The organism is Microbacterium sp. 2MCAF23 (assembly GCF_052115565.1).
GTDB lineage: Bacteria > Actinomycetota > Actinomycetes > Actinomycetales > Microbacteriaceae > Microbacterium.
On sequence record NZ_JBFRGY010000006.1, the window covers coordinates 151,994 to 171,365 of the forward strand.

Below are 19,372 nucleotides of genomic sequence, written 5' to 3' on the forward strand. Positions count from 1 at the left end.
GAGGAGAAACCAGATGCGTGTCGTAGTCGCACTCGGGGGCAACGCCCTCGCCCGCCGGGGCGAGCCGATGACGGCCGAATATCTTCGGGCGAACGTCAAAGCGGCGTGCGAGGCGCTCGCCCCCTTCGCCCGCGAGAACGAGGTCGTGATCACGCACGGCAACGGCCCTCAGGTCGGTCTGCTCGCTCTGCAGAACCTCGCGTACCAGGACGTCGCGGCGTACCCCCTGGACATCCTCGGCGCCGAGACCCAGGGGATGATCGGCTACGTCGTGCAGCAGGAGCTCTCCAACGCTCTTGGTGGCGAGCGCGAGGTGGCCGGTGTGATCACCACTACCGTCGTCGACGAGAGCGACCCCGCCTTCGTGCGGCCCACGAAGCTGATCGGCCCGCAGTACTCCGCGCACGACGCCGCAGAGGCTGCAGCCGAGTACCGCTGGACCATCGCGAAGGACGGCAACGCGTTCCGTCGCGTGGTACCGTCCCCGGTTCCGGTCTCCATCGTGCAGGCGCCGCTCATCCGCCGCCTGCTCGAGGCCGGCAGCCTCGCCGTCTGCGTGGGCGGTGGCGGCGTGCCCGTCCGCGAGGACTCGAAGGGCCGTCATATCGGTGTTCAGGCCGTCGTCGACAAGGATCTCGCCAGCGCGGCGCTCGCCGCGGACATCGGCGCCGACACCCTGATCATGCTCACGGACGGCGACTACGTCAGCGAGAACTGGGGCACCCCGGAGCAGCGCGACATCCACACGGCCTCGGCGGATGCGGTCGCCGCGATGGCTTTCGCCGAGGGCTCGATGCAGCCGAAGATCGATGCCGCGATCCGCGTCGCCCGTGCCGGAGGGCGCGCCCTGATCGGTCCGCTCGACCGGCTGGACGATCTGCTCGCCCGCACCGTCGGCACCGAGATCGTGCCCACGCTCAAGGAGGGCATCCGCTGGGTCGAGCCCGCGAAGTCCTGATCGGAGCGCCCCGCCGTCGCGGATTGCGGTCCGCTCGATGGAAGAATGATGCCGTGACCAGCAAGGATGAACGGCAGCTCGAATCCACGAAGATCGCGTCGTGGTTGCGTGATGCGATCCTCGACGGCGCTCGCGCCCCGGGCAGCCGCCTGATCGAACGCGACCTCGCTGCCGAGTTCGGGGTGAGCCGGGTGCCGGTGCGCGACGCGCTCAAGGTGCTCGACGCCGAAGGGCTCGTCGAGCTGCGCCCGCACACCTGGGCGGTGGTGCGCGAGTTCACCGACGCGGATCTCGCGGACCTCGACGAGGTCCGCGCCGTGCTCGAGCCGCTGGCGTTCCGGCTCGCGGCCGAGCGCCATCGGCGCGACGGTCTGGCGCGACTGCGCCAGGCGCTCGATCGCGAGGAGTCCAGCGCCCGGATCGGCGACGAGATCGTCTCGCGCCGGGCGGCGGCAGACTTCCACGAGACCGTCACCGAGCTCGCGGAGAACCGCCTGCTCAGCGACATGATGCGGGGGATCGGGAGTCGCCTGCGCTGGGCGCTCTCGCAGTACGACGACCTGGAGTACATCAGCGGGGAGCACGTCGAACTCTTCGAAGCGATCGAGCGCCGCGACGGCGATCGAGCCGCGGAACTCGCCGCCACGCACCTGGAGAGCAGCCGGCGCGAGCGCATCGCGCACGTCGAAGCGGTGCGCACCGGGGCGATCCGCACCCAGCAGGCATCGCACCGCGCGTGAACGGGACGGCCCCGCGCAGACGGTAATCTTGCCCGATGACACCGAGAACCTTCGACCAGTCGTCCAAGCTGAAGAACGTCCTGTACGAGATCCGCGGCAACGCGCTCGTCGAGGCGGCGCGGCTGGAAGCGGCAGGTCACTCGGTGCTCAAGCTGAACACGGGCAACCCCGCGGTCTTCGGGTTCGAGGCGCCGCAGCAGATCGTCCGCGACATGCTCGCGACCCTGCCCAGTGCGCACGGCTACAGCGAGAGCAAGGGCATCGTCTCCGCCCGCCGTGCCGTGGTCAGCCGCTATGAGCAGGTCGACGGATTCCCTCTCGTGGACCCCGAGGACGTCTACCTAGGCAACGGCGTCTCCGAGCTCATCACGATGACCATGCAGGCGCTGCTCGATGAGGGCGACGAAGTGCTCATCCCCGCCCCGGACTACCCCCTGTGGACCGCGATGACCAGCCTCGCCGGCGGGACCCCGGTGCACTACCTGTGCGACGAGGAGAACGGCTGGAACCCGGATCTCGAGGATCTCCGCTCCAAGGTCACCCCGCGCACCAAGGCCATCGTCATCATCAACCCGAACAACCCCACGGGCGCGGTGTACTCGCGAGAGGTGCTGCAGGGCATCGTGCAGGTGGCCAGGGAGAACGACCTGCTGCTGCTCTCGGACGAGATCTACGACCGGATCCTCTTCGACGACGCGCAGCACATCTCCACGGCGACCCTCGCTCCTGACCTGCTCTGCCTGACCTTCAACGGCCTCTCCAAGACGTACCGCGTGGCCGGATACCGGTCGGGGTGGCTCGTCATCACCGGCCCGCAGCAGCACGCGAAGGGCTTCATCGAGGGGATCACGCTGCTCGCATCGACCCGGCTCTGCCCGAACGTGCCGGCGCAGCACGCGGTGCAGGCCGCTCTCGGGGGAGTGCAGTCGATCGAGTCGCTGATCGCCCCGAGCGGTCGCCTGCATCTGCAGCGCGACGCCGCCTGGGAGGGGCTCTCCGCGATCCCGGGTGTCAGCTGCGTGAAGCCCACGGGGGCCCTGTACGCGTTCCCGAAGCTGGATCCGAACGTGCACGAGATCCACGACGACGCGAAGCTCATCTACGACCTGCTGGTCGCGGAGCGGATCCTGCTCGTGCAAGGCACGGGCTTCAACTGGCCGACACCGGACCACCTGCGCGTGGTGACGCTGCCCGAGCCGCGGGTGATCACCGAAGCCATCGAGCGCCTCGGCAACTTCCTGGCGAGCTACCGGCAGTAGGCGCCACATCCGGCGGAGCGTCGATCAGACCGCCGCCGCAGCCCCGCGCCGCCGCGCGCGCCGCGTCGCGGGGCTCTGCTCGTCGCGCAGCAGCGTCGCGGCGAGGGCTCGTGCGGCGGTCGTGAACGCCGAGCGCCCCGACACGTCCGGCACCGGCCGCGCGTGCAGGGCGGCGGCATCCAGCGCACGCTGGTCGTACGGCAGGAAATGCACGTCGCGAATGCCCGAGAAGCGGTCCAGGGCACGCCGGATCTGTCCGCGCGCGTCGATGCCGAGAGGCCCGGGTCGCACCTTGTTCACGGCGACGGTGACGGGCACGTCCCCGATCTCAGCGCGCAGCTCCGCATAGCCCCGCACGAACCGCGCGATCCCGAGCGGATCGGCGGCGGCCACCGCCACGATGCGGTCGGCGCTGCGCAGCGCGGTGAGCGTCGCGGCATTGCGGCGCGGTCCGCCCAGGTCGCTGATGATCTCCTCGTCAGCCTCGAGCGAGGCCGCGACGTCGACCACCGTCACCGCGCTCCAGGTGCGGCACGCATCGAGCGCGGCCTGCAGGCGGGTCGCGGACAGCTCGGGCCAGCGCGTGGGACGGTTGATCCCGACCAGTACGTCGACGATGCCGCCGGACGATTCCACGGGGCTGGACAGACGGCTCAGTTCGGCGCCGTCGAGCAGCCCGAGTTCGGCGCGGCGGCAGGCCGCGGCGATACCGGGGCCGTCGTCGGTGAGGCCCAGCATGAGGGCGAGCGCCGGCGCGTGCGTGTCGGCGTCGACGAGGGCGACCCCGCGGTCCGGGGCGGCGAGGAGGGCCGCGAGCTGCACGGCCAGGGTGCTGCGCCCCGGAGCGCCGTGCGGGCCCCACACGGCGATCAGCCGATTCGGCGCGGCCGCCGTGTCGAGCTCCTCCGCACCGATCTCGTCCCGGCCGGCGCCCGCGTCGTCGGCCTGCAATGCGTCGGCGACGTCCCATCCGCTCGAAGACGCGGGCAGGGGCGTGCCCAGTCCGTGCCGGTGGGTGAGTCGAACGGCGGCCGGACCGTCGCCCAGGGTCAGGATCCGCACGCCGGCGCGGTCGCAGGCGCCACGCAGCGCAGCGCTCAGCCAGGCCCGCTCCGCGGGGATCAGCAGCGCTTCGGCATCACGGAGCTCCTCGGCGTGTGCGACCAGCCTGGCCGCCTGCTCCGGTGTCATCCGCGCGATCACCGTGATGCCCGCGAGCCCCAGCTCCTCGGCGAGCGTCTCGGCGCGCTCCGGCGGCAGGGCCAGGACGATGCCGGTCATGACCGTGCGCCGATCGGCACCACCGACAGCGAGGATCCGTCGGTCAGCGCCGTGAGCACCTCTCCGACCTTCGCCCGGCTCACGACGAGCTCGAGCGTGGTGGCCTTGGCGGACAGCGGGCCGTCATCGCGGTCGACGGAGGCCACGGTGGCCTCGGACAGCAGCACTCGCGGCTCACCGAAACCCTTGCTGTCTTCGAGAGGCTCGGCCGCCCACAACTCGACCACGGAGCCCTTGATGATCGAGGCGGGAACCGGCACCGTGCTGCGGACCACGACCGAGGTGGTGCGCCCCTGGTCGGCGTCGGCCGCGGCCGTCGAGGGCACCAGCTCGCCCTCCGCGATCGTGCGCGTCGCGATCAGGCCGGGCTCGAGGGTGCCAGGGGTGAGGTAGCCGGATCCCACCGTGCCGAGTACGACGTCGACGACGCGCACGTCGGCGGAGGTGAGCGGCTCGCCTGGCACGATCGTGCGCACGGCCTGCAGTGCGGGACTGGTCTGCTTCGCTGCGCCCACGATCAGCCAGACTCCGGCGACGGAGACGACGATCAAGGCGAGGCCGATGAAGAAGCGCAGATCGGTCCAGGGCCGGCGGGCGGCTCGTGCGGTGCTCATGTGCTCATGGTCACAGAATCCGGATCCGTGCCGGGAAAGTTATCCACAGCGCTCCGCCGGTCGCCGCGCACGCCCTGACGCGGAGCACAATGGGTGCATGCCCGACGCATCCACGCCTGCAGTGCGCTATCTCGCCCCGGCCCAGGTGGCCGAGCTCCTCGGCGTGCACGTCGATGAGGTCGTCGAGCTCATCATGCAGGGCAGGCTGCGCGGCGCGCGGCTCGGTGCTCCGGCCGCCTGGCGGGTGGAGGAGGGCTCGATCACCGAGTACCTGGCGGAGCAGGCGGAGGACGCGCGGCGCAGGGCGCTGTGGCGGCAGGCGAACGCGGCGAGCTTCCCCGAGCTGTGGGGCCCTCCGGTCCGCCTCGGGGAGTGAACCGGCCCTCGTCCGGGTCCTGATCCCGCCTCGCCGGCGGCGGTTGCGAGCCTGCCGTCAACCGAGGCCGGGCGCGGGCGCATCCGTGCCGATGGAGAGCACCGACGCGAACGGAACGATGCGGAATCCCGTGACCGCCCTCGCGCGTCGCGGAGAGCCGGCATCATGCAGCGCGAGATCCAGATGATCGGACCCGGCCCGGTCGATCGTGCCCGCCAGCACCGTGCCGGAGCGGGTGCGCAGGGTCACCCCGCTGCGGCGCCGGGCGAGGTCCCGGACCACGAAGCCGAACGTCATCCGCTCGCGCAGCGGCGAGAGCGGCTCGGCGGTGGCGCCGCTGCTCAGCAGCGCGCCGTGATCGAGCGCCCACAGCTCCACGGCGTGCGCGGGCAGCAGCACGAGACCGGGCGCGTCCTGCGGTTGCACAGCCGCCCAGTCGGCGCCGACCGCGCGCAGTCGGCCGCGCACCCGGGTCGAATCGGTGAGCACGGCGGCGACAGCACCGCCCTCGTCGACGAGTACGCCCAGGCGCGTGCGCAGGTCGAGCCGCGCGATGCGCAGCCGCTCGGTCTCGGCGTCCAGGGCGGCGCGCTCCGCCTCCCAGCCCGAGGCGATCTGATCCTCGAGGTCTTCGAACAGCCGATCCCATTCCATGCCGTCGAGGCTACGGGAAGCGGCGGAGGCGATATACGGGTTATCCACATTCCTCGGCGAAGACGGCCCACGGCGCCTGCGAATGTGCTCGAATGCCAGTCACGCCATCCGAATCTCGAGGGGGAGAACACCGATGATGACGCTCGAGGATTTCGCACCGCAGCCCACGCCGACCGCAGAACTGCCGGATCCGGCTCCGCTGCTGCAGAGCCTCACGCGCGGCGTCCTCGAGGTGCTGGCCGGGGTGCGCGAAGCGGATCAGCTCGCGCGCTGGCTCAGCGAGGATGCCTTCCTCGTGCTCACGGCCCGCGCGAACCTGTCTGCGCGAGCTCGCAGCGCGCGCGGTGTCGCACCGGCCAGGCCCGTCTTCCGGGTCCTCTCCACCCACGTGTCATCGCCGGCGGACGGCATCGTCGAGGCCACCCTGATCGTGCAGACCCCCGGCCGGACCAGGGCTGTGGCGGTGCGTATGGAGGGGTTGGACCGGCGTTGGAGAGCCACCTCGCTCGCCGTGCTCTGAGCCCGGCTCCGCCGCCCTCCGCCCCGCGCGTGCGGGCCGGGGATACGCCCTAGGCTGTCAGGGTGTCGACACTCAGTGATCTCGCCCAGGCCCAGGGCTGCCTCGCCGACGAGGACATCGAATGGCTGCATCGCCTGGCCGGCGACGGGCAGTTGCTGGCGGATCTGGCTTCCGCGGACATCGTGATCTGGATCGCGACGGCCGACGGATCCTTCATCGCGGTCGCGCACACCCGGCCGAGCGGCGCGGCGACCCTGTTCTACCGCGACATCGTGGGGGAGCGGGTGCGACCGCAGTGGCGCACCCAGGTGCAGGGCGCGTTCGACACGGCCGGGATCGTCGACTCGGCGAACCCTGACTGGTTCGAGGAGACGCCGACCAGGGTCAGGGCGGTGCCGATCGTGCGCGCCCGCAAGAACGGCGACGATGGCGGACACCGGCAGCCGATCGGCGTGCTCACCCGGCACACGAACCTCGGTGAGGCGCGCACGCCCTCCCGGCAGCAGATCACGTTCAACGAGGCCGCGGACGACCTGTTCGGCATGATCGCCGGCGGGGAGTTCCCCGACCCTTCCGCGCCCACGTCGCCACGCCGCGGCGCTCCGCGCGCCTCGGACGGTCTCATCCGCATCGATGTCGACGGCGTCGTCACGTTCGCCAGCCCGAACGCCCTGAGCGCGTTCAACCGGATGGGCTTCGACGAGGAGCTCGAGGGGGAGTCGCTGGTCGAGGTCACGACGCGGATCGTGCCCCCTTCGCGGCAGGTCGATGAATCGCTGCCGGTCGTGGTCACCGGGCGCGCTCCGTGGCGCACGGACGTGGAAGCGCGCGGCGTCACCGTCTCCCTGCGAGCCATCCCGCTCAAGGACCACGGCACCCGGATCGGCGCCATCGTGCTGTGCCGCGACGTGTCGGAGCTGCGTCACCAGGAGCAGGAGCTCATCACCAAGGACGCGACGATCCGCGAGATCCACCACCGGGTGAAGAACAACCTGCAGACGGTCGCATCCCTGCTGCGGATCCAGGCCCGTCGTACGCACTCCGAGGAGGCGCGCGACGCGCTGACGCAGGCGATGCGACGTGTCGAGTCGATCGCCGTGGTGCACGACACGCTCGCCGGGGGACTGGCGCAGAAAGTCGACTTCGACGAGGTGTTCGCGCGCGTGCTGAAGCTCGTGGCGGAGGTCGCCTCGGCGCCCAACACCCGGGCGCGCACCCAGTCGACGGGGCGGTTCGGCGTGCTGCCGAGCGAGTATGCGACGCCCCTCGCCCTCGCGCTCACCGAGGTCGTCACCAACGCCGTGGAGCACGGACTCGCGGGCCAGGAGGGCCTGGTCACCATCGAGGCGCAGCGCACCGACGAGAACCTGCGTGTGATCGTCAGCGACACCGGACACGGTCTGCCCGAGGGGCGGATCGGTCAGGGCCTGGGCACGCAGATCATCCGCACCCTCATCCAGGGCGAGCTCGGTGGCACGATCGTCTGGGAGGGTTCGGACGGCGAGGGCACCGTGGTCACGATCGACCTTCCGATGCGCTGGGTGAACGGCTGAGCCGGATGCGCCGGGCGCGGGTCAGCCCGCGCGGGCGGCGCGGCGCCTGAGAGCGCGCGTCAGCCGGCGCGGCGGGCGCGAGCGGCGCGGCGCTTGAGAGCGCGGCGCTCATCCTCGCTGAGTCCGCCCCACACGCCCGAGTCCTGGCTGGACTCGAGGGCGTACTGCAGGCAGACCTCGGTGACGGTGCACCGGGCGCACACGGCCTTCGCCTTCTCGATCTGATCGACGGCCGGACCGGTGTTCCCGACGGGGAAGAACAGCTCGGGGTCGACGGTGAGACAGGCGGCCTTGTCGCGCCAATCCATGGGGGCTCCTCGGTGTGGAAATGTCATGGGCGCGCGAATCTCGCGTGCCCGGAATTCGTAGGCGGCGTTCGGGGGTCGACGCCCATCGGTGATGCGAGCGGATGCTCGCCCCACGCCGCTGTGGGAGCACATGGCTGTCATCTATTCTCTTACATGAAAGGCGAGCGATCAAGGATTTTCTGCACTCCGTGTGAACGGGAGCCGAACCGTGAGCGAACGCCGACGACCCGACACCATCCAGGAGCCCCTTATGCGCCCGTCGAGACTGACCATCGCGGCGGCGGCCGTGCTCGCCCTCGAAGCGGTGGCACTGCTCGTGGTCACCCTCGGGGAGGTGTTCGGTCTGAGCTCCGGCGCCGCCACCTCGCTGCCCTCTGCCCTGGGACTGATCGGGCTCAGCGCGGTCGGTGCGGTGGGGCTCGCCGCTCTTGCCCTGGCCGTGCTGCGCGGACGCTCGTTCGGGCGCAGCGGAGGAATGGTGGCGCAGATCCTTGCGATCGCCGTCGCCCTGAGCGCGCTCACGGCACGGCCGTTCCCGGTCGTGTTCGTGCTCGCACTGCTGACCCCGGGCGTGATCGGCGCGGTTCTGCTGTTCCTGCTGACCCGGCGCGCGGGGCTGGAAGCCCGTCGGCGTGCCGATGCCGAACAGCAGGACGACTGAAGCGTTACGCGGCGAGGCCCACGAGCTTGCGGATGCGAGCGACGTGGCCGGTGGCCTTGACGTTGTAGAGCGCGTGCGCGATCACGCCGTCCTCATCGATGACGAAGGTCGAGCGGATCACGCCCTGGATCACCTTGCCGTAGTTCTTCTTCTCGCCCCACACCCCGTACGCGCGATGCACGGCGAGGTCGGCGTCGCTGAGCAGCGGGAAGGAGAGCCCGTCGCGCTCGGCGAACTGCTTGAGCTTGGACACGTCGTCGCGGGAGACTCCCAGCACCGTGTAGCCCGCGCCCTGCAGCGAGGCGAGGCTGTCGCGGAAGTCGCACGCCTCGGCCGTGCAGCCCGGGGTCATCGCCGCCGGGTAGAAGTACAGGATGACGTTCCGGCCGCGCAGGTCGTGCAGGGAGACGGATGCACCGTCCTGGTCCTGCAGAGTGAAGTCGGGGGCGGGGGATCCGGGTTCGAGGCGCTGTGCGGTCACCCGTCCAGGCTACCCGCACCCCGGGGAGCGGATCCGCTCAGAGCTTGTCCGCGAAGGTCGCGAGCAGCCGCTGCAGCGATTCCAGCCGTGCCAGCCCGGCCTCGCCGAGCGCTCCGTCCGCAGCGGCCTCGTTGAGCGCGCAGTCCTCCGCGTCGGCGCGGTGCGTGCAGCCGCGCGGACAGTTCTCCGCGATCACGGCGAGCTCGGTGAAGGCGGCGAGGATGTTCTGCGGATCCACGTGCCCCAGCCCGAAGGAGCGCACGCCCGGCGTGTCGATCACCCAGCCGGACCCGCCGTCGGAGCCGGGGGCGAGGGGCGGAGCAACATAGCGCAGTGACACCGTCGACGAGGACGTGTGCCTGCCGCGCCCGGTGACCTCGTTCACGTGCCCGGTGGCCCGCCCGGCTCCCGGCACGAGGGCGTTCACGAGCGTGGACTTGCCGACGCCGGAGTGTCCGACGAACACGGTGGAGTGACCGATGAGGGCTCGGCCGATCTCGTCGACCGGCATCTCGCCCTGCGCGCTGGTGAAGACCGTTAGATCCAGGCCTTCGAAGTGCGTCAGGAACTCGGCCGGATCCGCCAGATCCGTCTTGGTGACCACCAGCAGCGGACGGATCCCGGCGTCGAGGGCTGCCACCAGGTAGCGGTCGACCAGGCGCTCGCGCGGCTCGGGGTCCGCCGCAGCGACGACGATGAGCATCTGGTCGGCGTTGGCGACGATGACGCGCTCGACCTGGTCGGTGTCGTCGGCGCTGCGGCGCAGCAGAGAGGAGCGTTCGAGGATGCCGACGATCCGGCCGAGGGTGCCTTCGTCGCCGGAGACGTCGCCGACCACGCGTGCGGCGTCGCCCGTGACGATCGGCGTGCGGCGCAGCTCTCTGGCGCGCGTGGTGGTGATGGTGTGCTCGTCATCGGTGCCCTCGCCGATCAGCACGGCGTACCGCCCCCGATCCACGCCCAGGACGCGCCCGATCTCGGCATCGTTGTGCGCGGGGCGGCGCTTGGTGCGCGGACGGTTCGCCTTCGGATTCGGGCGCATCCGGATCTGGGACTCGTCGAAGTCGTCGAGCTCGTCGTCGCCGTCGTCCTCCAGCCAGCTCACGCGGGTGCGCTCCCCGGGGCGTCGACGGACAGCATGCGCTCCCACAGCTGGGTGAACTCGGGCAGAGTCTTCGCCGTGGTGCCGATCTCGTCGATCTCGACGCCGGGCACGCGCAGACCGATGAGAGCGCCCGTGGTCGCCATGCGGTGATCGTGGTGTGCCGGCCAGGTGCCTCCCCGCAATGTCGCGGGGATGATGTGGATGCCGTCCTCGAGCTCCACGGCTTCACCGCCCAATGCCCGCAGATTGCCTGCGAGCGCAGCGATCCGGTCGGTCTCGTGCAGACGGATGTGGCCGATGCCGGTGATCGTGGTGGGCTCGTCCGCCAGGGCGGCGAGACCTACGAACGTCGGCGCGAGCTCTCCCGCTGCCGACAGGTCGAACTCGCCGCCGCGGATGCGACCGGTGCCGCGCACGATGAGCACGCCGTCTGCGCGATGCACGTCAGCGCCGAGGCGCTCCAGCAGATCGGGCAGCAGCGCGCCGGGCTGCGTGGAGCGCGTCGGCCAGCCCTCGACCGCGACCTCGCCGCCGGCGACGAGCGCCGCCGCGAGGAACGGGGCGGCGTTGGACAGGTCCGGTTCGATGGCGATCTCCCGGGAGCGCGGGACGCCGCCCTCCACCATCCATTCGCCGGGGCCGGGTCGGGTGACCTTGATCCCGCGGCGCGTCAGCGTCTCCACGGTCATGTCGATGTGCGGCATGCTCGGCAGCCGCTCGCCGGTGTGCACCAGATGCAGACCGACATCGAAGCGCGGCGCCGCGAGCAGCAGGCCCGACACGAACTGGCTCGATGCAGAGGCGTCGATCTCCACGCGGCCGCCGCGGATGTGCCCGCGGCCACGGATCGTGAAGGGCAGAGACCAGCTGCCGTTGTCCTCGATGTCGACGCCGAGATCGCGCAGAGCGTGGATCATGGCGCCCATGGGACGGTGCAGCGCCGTCTCGTGTGCAGTCAGCAGCACGTCGCCGCGAGCGAGTCCCGCGAGTGGCGCGATGAACCGCATCACCGTGCCGGCCTGGCCGCAGTCGACGGTGGTGCCGCCGGTGAGCGGGGCGGGGGTGATCCGCAGGTCGGGGCCGAACTCCCCGGTGCCGAACTGTTCCTCGACCCCGACGCCGAGGGCGCGCAGGGCGTCGATCATGCGCGCGGAGTCGTCCGAATGCAGCGGGGCCGAGACGATTCCCGGGGCGTCGGCGATCGCGGCCAGCACGAGTTCGCGGTTGGTGAGCGATTTGGATCCCGGCACGCGCAGCCGCGCACTCAGGGAGTCGGCGGCGACCGGCGCGGACCAGCGTCCGCGCGGGGCAGGGGAATACAGGGAGGCGCTCATCGGTTCCTACCCTACTGAAGGCCTCCGGCAGCGGAGGGCGAGAAACAAGGAAGGCAGTGCGCATGCTCGCGACGCTCGAACCGGTGGAGGTCGACGTTCTCGGCCTAAACTGGCTGGCGATGAACGATCACGCACCGCTGGACGCGCAGCCGGACGCGGACTCCTCCGCGCGCCGGGAATTCGAGGAGCAGGCGATCCCCTTCATGGATCAGCTGTACGCCGCCGCCATGCGCATGACGCGCAACCCGTCCGACGCCGCGGACCTGGTCCAGGAGACGTTCGTGAAGGCGTTCGCCTCGTGGTCGAGCTTCACGCAGGGCACGAACCTGAAGGCGTGGCTGTACCGGATCCTGACGAACACCTACATCAACATCTACCGCAAGCGCCAGCGCGAGCCCTATCAGGGCACGATCGACGAGCTCGAGGACTGGCAGCTCGGCGGCGCCGAGTCGACCACGGCGTCGCACAGCCGCTCGGCCGAAGCCGAGGCGATCGACCGGATGCCCGCGTCGATCGTCAAGGAGGCGCTGCAGGCGGTCCCGGAGGACTTCAGGCTGGCGGTGTACCTCGCCGACGTCGAGGGCTTCGCCTACCAGGAGATCGCCGACATCATGAAGACCCCCATCGGCACCGTGATGAGCCGCCTGCACCGCGGGCGTCGCATGCTGCGGGAGCTGTTGGCGGATTACGCCGCGGAGCGAGGCATCGCCACGGCCGGCACGAGGAGCACGAAATGACGGACTGCGGATGCGCCAAGGCGCGGCAGGACCTGGAGGAATACCTCCGCAATGAGATGTGCAAGACGGAGCACTCGGACATCCGCGAGCATCTCGAGAACTGCCCGTCCTGCGCAGAGGAGGCCCTCGTCGCGACCACGCTGACCGAGGTCGTCTCCCGGGCGTGCAAGGAGACGGCTCCCGAGGAGCTGCGCGACCAGGTGCTCGCGCGGCTGCGCGCCGTCCAGGCGGCGGTGCACTGACCACTCGCGGTCCACTCGTCGCGCGCCCGGTGTCCACCGCCCTGGCTAGGGTGGAGGCATGGCAGCTCTCGACGCCCGTGACGTTCCCGTCGACCCGCGCTCGAAGGAGCGCCTGAGCGCTTCAGGTCTCGACTACCGCATCGTCGACATGTCGGATCCGGCGCAGCAGCGCGGATTCGCCCGGGCCGACGCGCGAGGATTCCTCGACAAGGAGCCCGACGACGAGACCATCCGCCTCATGGGCGAGATGATGTCCGAGCGGCGCAACATCGGCGTGTACGCGCCGGGCGGCGAGCTTCCGGTCGCGACCGTCGACTCCTGGGTGACTCCGATGACCGTGCCCGGCGACGCCGGTTCGCACATCGACATGTGGGCGATCAGCGCCGTCACCGTCGCGGCGACGCACCGCCGTCGGGGGATCGCGCGCAACCTGCTGGAGGGCGAGCTGCGCGCTGCGGCCGCGGCCGGAGTGCCGATCGCAGGGCTCACCGCGACGGAGGCGACGATCTACGGACGCTACGGCTTCGGTCCGGCGATCCCCGTCTCCCATCTGCAGGTCGATGCCCGACGTGCCGGCGGCATCTCATGGCCTGCCGTGGGGGACGCGACCACCGTGGAGTACATCGAGCCGGAAGCGCTGCGGACGGCGCTCGGCGAGGTGCACGAGCGGACTCGCCTGGACCGGTCCGGCGACATCCCCGGATGGTCGCTGCGCTGGCGTCGCATGGCGGGCCTGGTGCCGGGCGACGAGCGCTCCCGCGCCGTGCGGGGCGTCAGGGCGGCCGATGCCGACGGCGTCACACGAGGTGTGCTCGCCTACACGCTCGACGAACTCGCCGAGGAGTTCGGCGCCGACCTCGCGATCCGTCACCTCGACGCGGAGACGCCGGAAGCGCTGCGCGCGCTCTGGGCGTTCGCCGTCAACCACGATCTGATCCGCACCCTGCGCGCGGACCTGCGGCCCGTCGACGATCCGCTGCCGTGGCTCGTCGCGAACCAGCGCGCCGTTCAGGTCACCGTGCACGACCACGGCTGGCTGCGGATCCTGGATGTCCCCGCCGTGCTCGCCGCGCGCACGTACCGTGCGCCCCTGGATCTCGTCCTGCGGGTGTCCGATCCGCTCGGCCTCGCCGAAGGAACCTGGCGTCTGCGGGTCGGTCAGGACGGGAGGGGCATCGTCGACGCCACGGCGGATGCTCCCGACGTCGAGCTCGGCGTGGACATGCTGTCATCGCTGTACCTCGGTGGCGTGAGCGCGACGACGCTGCGCGCCGCCGGCCGGATCTCGGCCGCGGCGGAGACCGCGGTCGCGATCCAGGACGCCTTCGGCACCGCCGCGGCGCCCGCGCTGAGCATCTGGTACTGAATGTCCGACCCCCTCGCTACCGTGAGGGGATGACCGCACTCCGTCCCGCAGAGGGCGCCGACGGCGCAGACCTCGGCATCGTCGCGCCGTCCGGGCTCGGGCTGGCCCAGGGCATCGCGCTGTACCTCGCCTCGGTGCTCGGCACCGGCCTGCTGGTGCTCCCCGGGCTCGCGGCGAAGACGGCGGGCCCCGCCAGCCTCATCGCGGTCGGGGTGATCACGCTCCTGGCGGTGCCGCTCGCGGGCGCGTTCGCGGCGCTCGCCGCGCGTCACCCGGATCCGGGCGGCGTGGCCAGCTACGCGCGTCGGGCTCTCGGCCCCACCGCGGCGCGGGCCACCGGGTACTGGTTCCTGTTCGGCGTCGCGGCGGGAGGGCCCGTCGTGTCGGTGCTCGGCGCCCGCTACATCGCGACCGCGGTTGGGATCGACAGCGCGGGTGTGCCCTGGCTCGCTCTCGGGTTCCTCGTGGTGCCGTTCGTCGCCAACCTGTTCGGGGTGCGGCTGACCGGCTGGCTGCAGCTGGTGCTGACCGGCCTGCTGCTCGCGATCGTCGTCGTGGTGGTCGCCGTGGCGGCGCCCGCCATGCGCCCGGAGAGCTTCACGCCGTTCCTGCCGCACGGATGGGGCGGCGTGGGTACCGCGATCGTGATGTTCGTGTGGGCCTTCGCCGGCTGGGAGGTGGGCACCCACATCTCCGGCGAGTTCGCCCGGCCGCGGCGCACCATCCCGCTGGCCACGGCGATCACGCTCGTGCTCGCGGGCGGCTGCTATCTCGCGCTGCAGGTCGTGACCGTCGGCGCCCTGGGGGAGCGGGCCGGGCGCGGCGATGTCGTCCTGCTCGATCTCGCCGAGGCGGGCGGCGTGCGCGCGGCACCCACGCTCATCGGCGTGGTCTCGGCGGTGGTCGCGCTCGGCGTGCTCAACGTCTACCTCGCCGCGTTCGGCAAGCTCGGGGCATCGCTCGCCGGCAACGGCGACCTGCCCCGCTGGTTCGCGAAGGGCGCGGAGTCGGGCGAGGTGCCGCGCCGCGCGCTGCTGCTGTCGATGGCGCTCGTGCTGGCCTACTTCGCGGTGTCGTGGGCGACGGGGTTCGCGCTGGCGCCGTTCATCCTCATCCACACCGCGAGCATGGTCGCCGTCTACACGATCGGCATGATCGCGGCGATCCGGATCCTGCCGCGGCGCACGCCCGGCTGGTGGATGGCGGTGATCGCCTCGGTCTGCACGATCGGGCTGCTGCTGCTCGCAGGGGTCGCGCTCGTCGTGCCCGCCGCGGTCGCTGTCATCGCGCTCGCCGTGACCGCCGTCCGGAGCGTCCGCGAACGACGACGCGGTGCCCCGGAGAACCGGGACACCGCGTCGATCCGCTGAGGAGTCGGCTCAGAGGGTCAGCGCCCGCGAGAGCAGGTCGGCCTGCTCCGCGGCGTGCACCTTCGAGGATCCGGTCGACGGCGCGGCCGATGCGGGCCGGGTGATCGGGCGCACGACACGCGGACCGGGCACGGTCTGGAAGTGCAGCGCGAGGAACGGCCAGGCGCCCTGGTTCTCCGGCTCCTCCTGCAGCCAGACGATCTCGGCGTTGGGGTAGGTGTCGGCGACGGCCTTGAGCGCGCGCAGCGGCACGGGGTAGAGCTGTTCGACGCGCACCAGAGCGATCTCCGGGTTCGGGTTCTTCTCGAGCTCGGCGACCAGGTCCCAGTGCACCTTGCCGGAGTGGAAGATCACGCGCTTGACGGCCGTGCGGTCGAGCTGCCGGGTGTCATCGATCACGGCTTCGAACTTGCCGCGGGTGAAGTCCTCGACCGGGCTGGTCGCGCCGCGCAGACGCAGCATCGCCTTCGGCGTGAACACGATGAGCGGCCGGCGCGGCTTCGCGTACGCCTGACGGCGCAGCAGATGGAAGTAGCTCGCCGGCGTGGACGGGCGCGCCACGGTCATGTTGTCCTGCGCGCACAGCTGCAGGAACCGCTCGATCCGCCCGGAGGAGTGATCCGGTCCCTGCCCCTCGTAGCCATGCGGCAGCAGCAGCACGACGCTCGACTGCTGGCCCCACTTCTGCTCGGCAGCGGAGATGTACTCGTCGATGACCGACTGCGCGCCGTTCACGAAGTCGCCGAACTGCGCCTCCCACAGCACCAGCGCCTCGGGGCGTTCCACCGAATAGCCGTACTCGAAGCCGAGCGCGGCGTATTCGCTGAGCAGCGAGTCGTAGACGAAGAACCGGGCCTGGTTATCGGACAGGTTCGCCAGCGGCAGCCACTCCTGGCCGTTCTCCCGGTCGTGCAGGACGGCGTGACGCGACACGAACGTGCCGCGGCGCGAGTCCTGGCCGGCCAGACGGACGGGTGTGCCCTCGACGAGCAGCGAACCGAAGGCGAGCAGCTCGCCGAAGCCCCAGTCGATCGCGCCGTTGCGGCTCATGTCGACGCGCTTGTCCATGGCCTGCTGCAGCTTCGGGTGCACGGTGAAGCCCTCGGGCTTGTTCGCGTGCGCGTCGCCGATCAGGTGCACGACCTCGAGCGGAACGCCGGTGACCTCGGGGGTCCCGATCTGCTCGTCGACGGGCGGGAGGTCGGGGGCGATCGGCGTGGCGCCGGTCTCCGCCGCGTGCGTCTCCGCGAAGGCGATCTCGAGGCGGTTCTGGAAGTCGGCCTTGGCCTGGTCGTACTCCTCCTGGGTGATGTCGCCACGACCGACGAGAGCGTCGGTGTAGAGGCTGCGCACCGAGCGCTTCGCCTGGATCAGGTCGGTCATCAGCGGCTGCGTCATCGACGGGTCGTCGCCCTCGTTGTGGCCGCGGCGGCGGTAGCACACCAGGTCGATCACGATGTCGCGGTGGAACCGCTCGCGATACTCGAAAGCGAGCTGCGCGACGTGCACGACGGCTTCGGGGTCGTCGCCGTTCACGTGCAGGACCGGCGCCTGGATGGTCTTCGCGACGTCGGTCGCGTACACCGAAGTGCGCGAGTCGTTGGGCAGCGTGGTGAAGCCGACCTGGTTGTTCACGACCACGTGCACGGTGCCGCCGGTGCGGTAGCCGCGCAGCTGCGACATCTGCAGGGTCTCCACGACGACGCCCTGGCCCGCGAAGGCGGCGTCGCCGTGCACCAGGATCGGCAGCCAGGTGAACGTGCCGATCGGCTTGCGGTCCTGCTTGGCGCGCGCGATGCCCTCGAGCACGCCGTCCACGGTCTCCAGGTGCGAGGGGTTCGCGGCGAGGAGGATCGGCAGCTCGGCGCCGTCGTCGGCGACGAAGGTGCCCTCCTTGCCGAGGTGGTACTTGACGTCGCCGGATCCGCGCTGGTTGCCCGGAAGGGTGGATCCCTCGAACTCGCGGAACACCTGCCCGTAGGTCTTGCCGGCGATGTTCGCGAGCACATTCAGGCGGCCGCGGTGCGCCATGCCGATCGCGGCGCCGTCGAGTCCCGCACCGGCGGCGCCCTGCAGGATCTCATCCAGCAGCGGCACGAGCGATTCCGCGCCTTCGAGCGAGAAGCGCTTCTGGCCCACGTACTTGGTCTGCAGGAAGGTCTCGAAGGCCTCGGCCTCGTTGAGCTTGCTGAGCACGCGCAGCTGCTCGTCGTGGCCGGGCTTGACGTACTTGACCTCGACCTTGTCCTGGAACCAGCGGCGCTGCTCCGGATCCTGGATGTGCATGTACTCGATGCCGATCGTGCGGCAGTAGGAGTCGCGGAGCACACCGAGGATCTCGCGCAGCTTCAGCTGACGGTGACCACCGAAGCCGTTCGTGACGAACTCGCGGTCCAGATCCCAGAACGTCAGTCCGTGGGTCTCGATCTCGAGGTCGGGGTGTGTGCGCTGCACGTACTCGAGCGGGTCGATGTCGGCCATGAGGTGGCCGCGCACGCGGTAGGAGTTGATCAGCTCCTGCACGCGGGCGGTCTTGTCGATGCGCTCGGCGAGGTCGACCGCGATGTCCTTGTTCCAGTGGATCGGGGCGTACGGGATCCGGAGGGCACGGAAGATGCCCTCGTAGAAGCCGCGCTCGCCGATCAGCAGCTCGTGCACCTTCTTCAGGAACTCGCCCGAGCCCGCGCCCTGGATGACCCGGTGGTCATAGGTCGAGGTGAGCGTGATCGTCTTGCCGATGCCGAGCACGTCCAGCGTCTTCTGGCTGGAGCCCTGGAACTCGGCCGGGTACTCGAGGGCGCCGGCGCCGATGATGCAGCCCTGGCCCTTCATCAGGCGCGGCACGGAGTGCACGGTGCCGATGCCGCCCGGGTTCGTCAGGGACAGCGTGGTGCCCTGGAAGTCCGCGGCGGTGAGCTTGTTCCCGCGCGCGCGGCCGATGAGGTCCTCGTACGCGGAGAGGTACTCGCTGAACGTGAGCGACTCGGCACGCTTGATGCTCGGCACGAGCAGGGCGCGGGTGCCGTCGGGCTTGGGGATGTCGATCGCGATGCCGAGGTTCACGTGCGCGGGGGCGACGACGCTGGGCTTGCCGTCGACCTCGGCGTAGAAGACGTTCTGGCTCGGGAACTCCTTCAGCGCCTGGATCAGCGCCCAGCCGATGAGATGCGTGAAGGAGACCTTGCCGCCGCGGGTGCGGGACATGTGGTTGTTGATGACGATGCGGTTGTCGATCATCAGCTTCGCCGGGACGGTGCGCACGCTCGTCGCCGTGGGGACGGTGAGCGACTCGTCCATGTTCGCGGCGAGGGTCTTCGGCATGCCGCGCAGCGGCGTGACGACGTCCTCGTGCTGCTCGGCGCCGGGCTCCGCGGTGGCGCGATCCTGCGCCTGAGCGGGGATCGGGGCCTGGCGTGCCGGCTTCGTCGTGGTGCGCGCCACCGGCTGCTGGCCGATCACGGGGACCGGAGCGGTCACGGGATGCGTGTCCGGGGCGGTGGCGGGAGTAGCCGACGGCGTGGCCGCAGCGGAGGCGGCGGGAGTCGTCGCAGGCTCGGAGGGGCGGTAGTTCTCGAGGACCGGCCACCACTCCTTGTCGACGGAGTTGCGGTCGACTTTGAACTGTTCGTACAGCTCGTCGACGAGCCAGGAATTGGCCCCGAACTCTCCATCTCCAGAAGTCCCGACGCCGGTCACCTGGCTCGACACGCTCGATCGCCCTCTTTCATCGCTGAATCTGGTGGGATCCGTCCCCGGTGGTCTCCGGGTATGGCCACTCATCCGGGTGTCAAGCCTAACGTGTCACAGCCCCGG

Annotated in this window: 19 protein-coding genes; 11 read left to right on the forward strand and 8 right to left on the reverse strand. The window is 70.8% G+C overall.

Annotated features, from left to right (window positions below; all coding sequences use genetic code 11):
* Positions 1-13: 13 nt before the first annotated feature.
* From AB4078_RS08335 to AB4078_RS08345, 3 genes are read left to right on the forward strand one after another with little or no spacing between them, the layout of a single operon-like run.
* Positions 14-958 (forward strand): carbamate kinase, encoded by a 945-nt coding sequence (locus tag AB4078_RS08335; protein ID WP_440732294.1) that lies wholly within the window; start codon positions 14-16, stop codon positions 956-958.
* A 53-nt stretch (positions 959-1,011) separates the two neighbouring features.
* On the forward strand, positions 1,012-1,698 hold the full coding sequence (locus tag AB4078_RS08340) for a GntR family transcriptional regulator (protein WP_441976724.1): 687 nt from the start codon (positions 1,012-1,014) through the stop codon (positions 1,696-1,698).
* 35 nt (positions 1,699-1,733) lie between these two features.
* Positions 1,734-2,957, forward strand: a complete 1,224-nt coding sequence (locus tag AB4078_RS08345; protein WP_440732292.1) for a pyridoxal phosphate-dependent aminotransferase — start codon at positions 1,734-1,736, stop codon at positions 2,955-2,957.
* Positions 2,958-2,981: 24 nt separating this feature from the next.
* Here the strand turns inward: AB4078_RS08345 and AB4078_RS08350 are convergent, their stop codons facing one another.
* Both AB4078_RS08350 and AB4078_RS08355 read right to left on the reverse strand, forming a co-directional pair.
* Positions 2,982-4,238: an AAA family ATPase gene (locus AB4078_RS08350; RefSeq protein ID WP_441976725.1), complete on the reverse strand. Its 1,257-nt coding sequence runs from the start codon at positions 4,236-4,238 to the stop codon at positions 2,982-2,984.
* Entirely contained in the window at positions 4,235-4,852 is a 618-nt protein-coding gene (locus tag AB4078_RS08355; RefSeq protein WP_441976726.1) for an SAF domain-containing protein, read from the reverse strand. Before AB4078_RS08355 ends, AB4078_RS08350 begins: the two co-directional genes overlap by 4 nt.
* Before the next feature lie 97 nt (positions 4,853-4,949).
* Between AB4078_RS08355 and AB4078_RS08360 the strand changes: the two genes are divergently transcribed.
* Positions 4,950-5,228: a helix-turn-helix domain-containing protein gene (locus AB4078_RS08360; RefSeq protein WP_440732289.1), complete on the forward strand. Its 279-nt coding sequence runs from the start codon at positions 4,950-4,952 to the stop codon at positions 5,226-5,228.
* Between the two features lie 57 nt (positions 5,229-5,285).
* Here AB4078_RS08360 and AB4078_RS08365 read toward each other — a convergent pair whose 3' ends face one another.
* Positions 5,286-5,882 (reverse strand): hypothetical protein, encoded by a 597-nt coding sequence (locus tag AB4078_RS08365; protein ID WP_440732288.1) that lies wholly within the window; start codon positions 5,880-5,882, stop codon positions 5,286-5,288.
* Positions 5,883-6,018: 136 nt separating this feature from the next.
* On the opposite strand from AB4078_RS08365, the gene AB4078_RS08370 reads away from it, so the two are divergent.
* Positions 6,019-6,402: an Rv3235 family protein gene (locus tag AB4078_RS08370; RefSeq protein ID WP_374107815.1), complete on the forward strand. Its 384-nt coding sequence runs from the start codon at positions 6,019-6,021 to the stop codon at positions 6,400-6,402.
* Between the two features lie 62 nt (positions 6,403-6,464).
* Entirely contained in the window at positions 6,465-7,955 is a 1,491-nt protein-coding gene (locus AB4078_RS08375; protein ID WP_440732287.1) for a sensor histidine kinase, read from the forward strand.
* 59 nt (positions 7,956-8,014) lie between these two features.
* On the opposite strand, the gene AB4078_RS08380 is transcribed toward AB4078_RS08375, so the two are convergent.
* The gene (locus AB4078_RS08380; RefSeq protein WP_045249333.1) at positions 8,015-8,263 is read right to left on the reverse strand and encodes a WhiB family transcriptional regulator; all 249 of its coding nucleotides are present in this window, start codon (positions 8,261-8,263) and stop codon (positions 8,015-8,017) included.
* Positions 8,264-8,513: 250 nt separating this feature from the next.
* Between AB4078_RS08380 and AB4078_RS08385 the strand changes: the two genes are divergently transcribed.
* Positions 8,514-8,924: a hypothetical protein gene (locus AB4078_RS08385; protein WP_440732286.1), complete on the forward strand. Its 411-nt coding sequence runs from the start codon at positions 8,514-8,516 to the stop codon at positions 8,922-8,924.
* Between the two features lie 4 nt (positions 8,925-8,928).
* On the opposite strand, the gene bcp is transcribed toward AB4078_RS08385, so the two are convergent.
* From bcp to aroA, 3 genes are read right to left on the reverse strand one after another with little or no spacing between them, the layout of a single operon-like run.
* Complete coding sequence (gene bcp / locus AB4078_RS08390; RefSeq protein ID WP_441976727.1) at positions 8,929-9,405, reverse strand: thioredoxin-dependent thiol peroxidase; 477 nt, start codon at positions 9,403-9,405, stop codon at positions 8,929-8,931.
* Between the two features lie 37 nt (positions 9,406-9,442).
* Positions 9,443-10,510 (reverse strand): ribosome small subunit-dependent GTPase A, encoded by a 1,068-nt coding sequence (rsgA, locus tag AB4078_RS08395; RefSeq protein ID WP_441976728.1) that lies wholly within the window; start codon positions 10,508-10,510, stop codon positions 9,443-9,445.
* The gene (aroA, locus tag AB4078_RS08400) at positions 10,507-11,844 is read right to left on the reverse strand and encodes a 3-phosphoshikimate 1-carboxyvinyltransferase (RefSeq protein ID WP_441976729.1); all 1,338 of its coding nucleotides are present in this window, start codon (positions 11,842-11,844) and stop codon (positions 10,507-10,509) included. The genes rsgA and aroA overlap by 4 nt, the downstream gene beginning before the upstream one ends.
* Before the next feature lie 62 nt (positions 11,845-11,906).
* On the opposite strand from aroA, the gene AB4078_RS08405 reads away from it, so the two are divergent.
* The 4 genes from AB4078_RS08405 to AB4078_RS08420 are packed head-to-tail and all read left to right on the forward strand — an operon-like array spanning position 11,907 to position 15,559.
* On the forward strand, positions 11,907-12,581 hold the full coding sequence (locus AB4078_RS08405; protein WP_440732282.1) for a sigma-70 family RNA polymerase sigma factor: 675 nt from the start codon (positions 11,907-11,909) through the stop codon (positions 12,579-12,581).
* On the forward strand, positions 12,578-12,823 hold the full coding sequence (gene rsrA / locus AB4078_RS08410; RefSeq protein WP_440722333.1) for a mycothiol system anti-sigma-R factor: 246 nt from the start codon (positions 12,578-12,580) through the stop codon (positions 12,821-12,823). The genes AB4078_RS08405 and rsrA overlap by 4 nt, the downstream gene beginning before the upstream one ends.
* Before the next feature lie 58 nt (positions 12,824-12,881).
* Positions 12,882-14,189, forward strand: coding sequence for a GNAT family N-acetyltransferase (locus AB4078_RS08415; RefSeq protein WP_441976730.1), 1,308 nt, complete (start codon positions 12,882-12,884; stop codon positions 14,187-14,189).
* Between the two features lie 29 nt (positions 14,190-14,218).
* Positions 14,219-15,559 (forward strand): APC family permease, encoded by a 1,341-nt coding sequence (locus AB4078_RS08420; protein ID WP_441976731.1) that lies wholly within the window; start codon positions 14,219-14,221, stop codon positions 15,557-15,559.
* Between the two features lie 9 nt (positions 15,560-15,568).
* Here AB4078_RS08420 and AB4078_RS08425 read toward each other — a convergent pair whose 3' ends face one another.
* A complete protein-coding gene (locus tag AB4078_RS08425; protein WP_441976732.1) occupies positions 15,569-19,267 on the reverse strand; it encodes a multifunctional oxoglutarate decarboxylase/oxoglutarate dehydrogenase thiamine pyrophosphate-binding subunit/dihydrolipoyllysine-residue succinyltransferase subunit in 3,699 nt (1,232 codons plus the stop codon).
* Between the last annotated feature and the right edge of the window lie 105 nt (positions 19,268-19,372).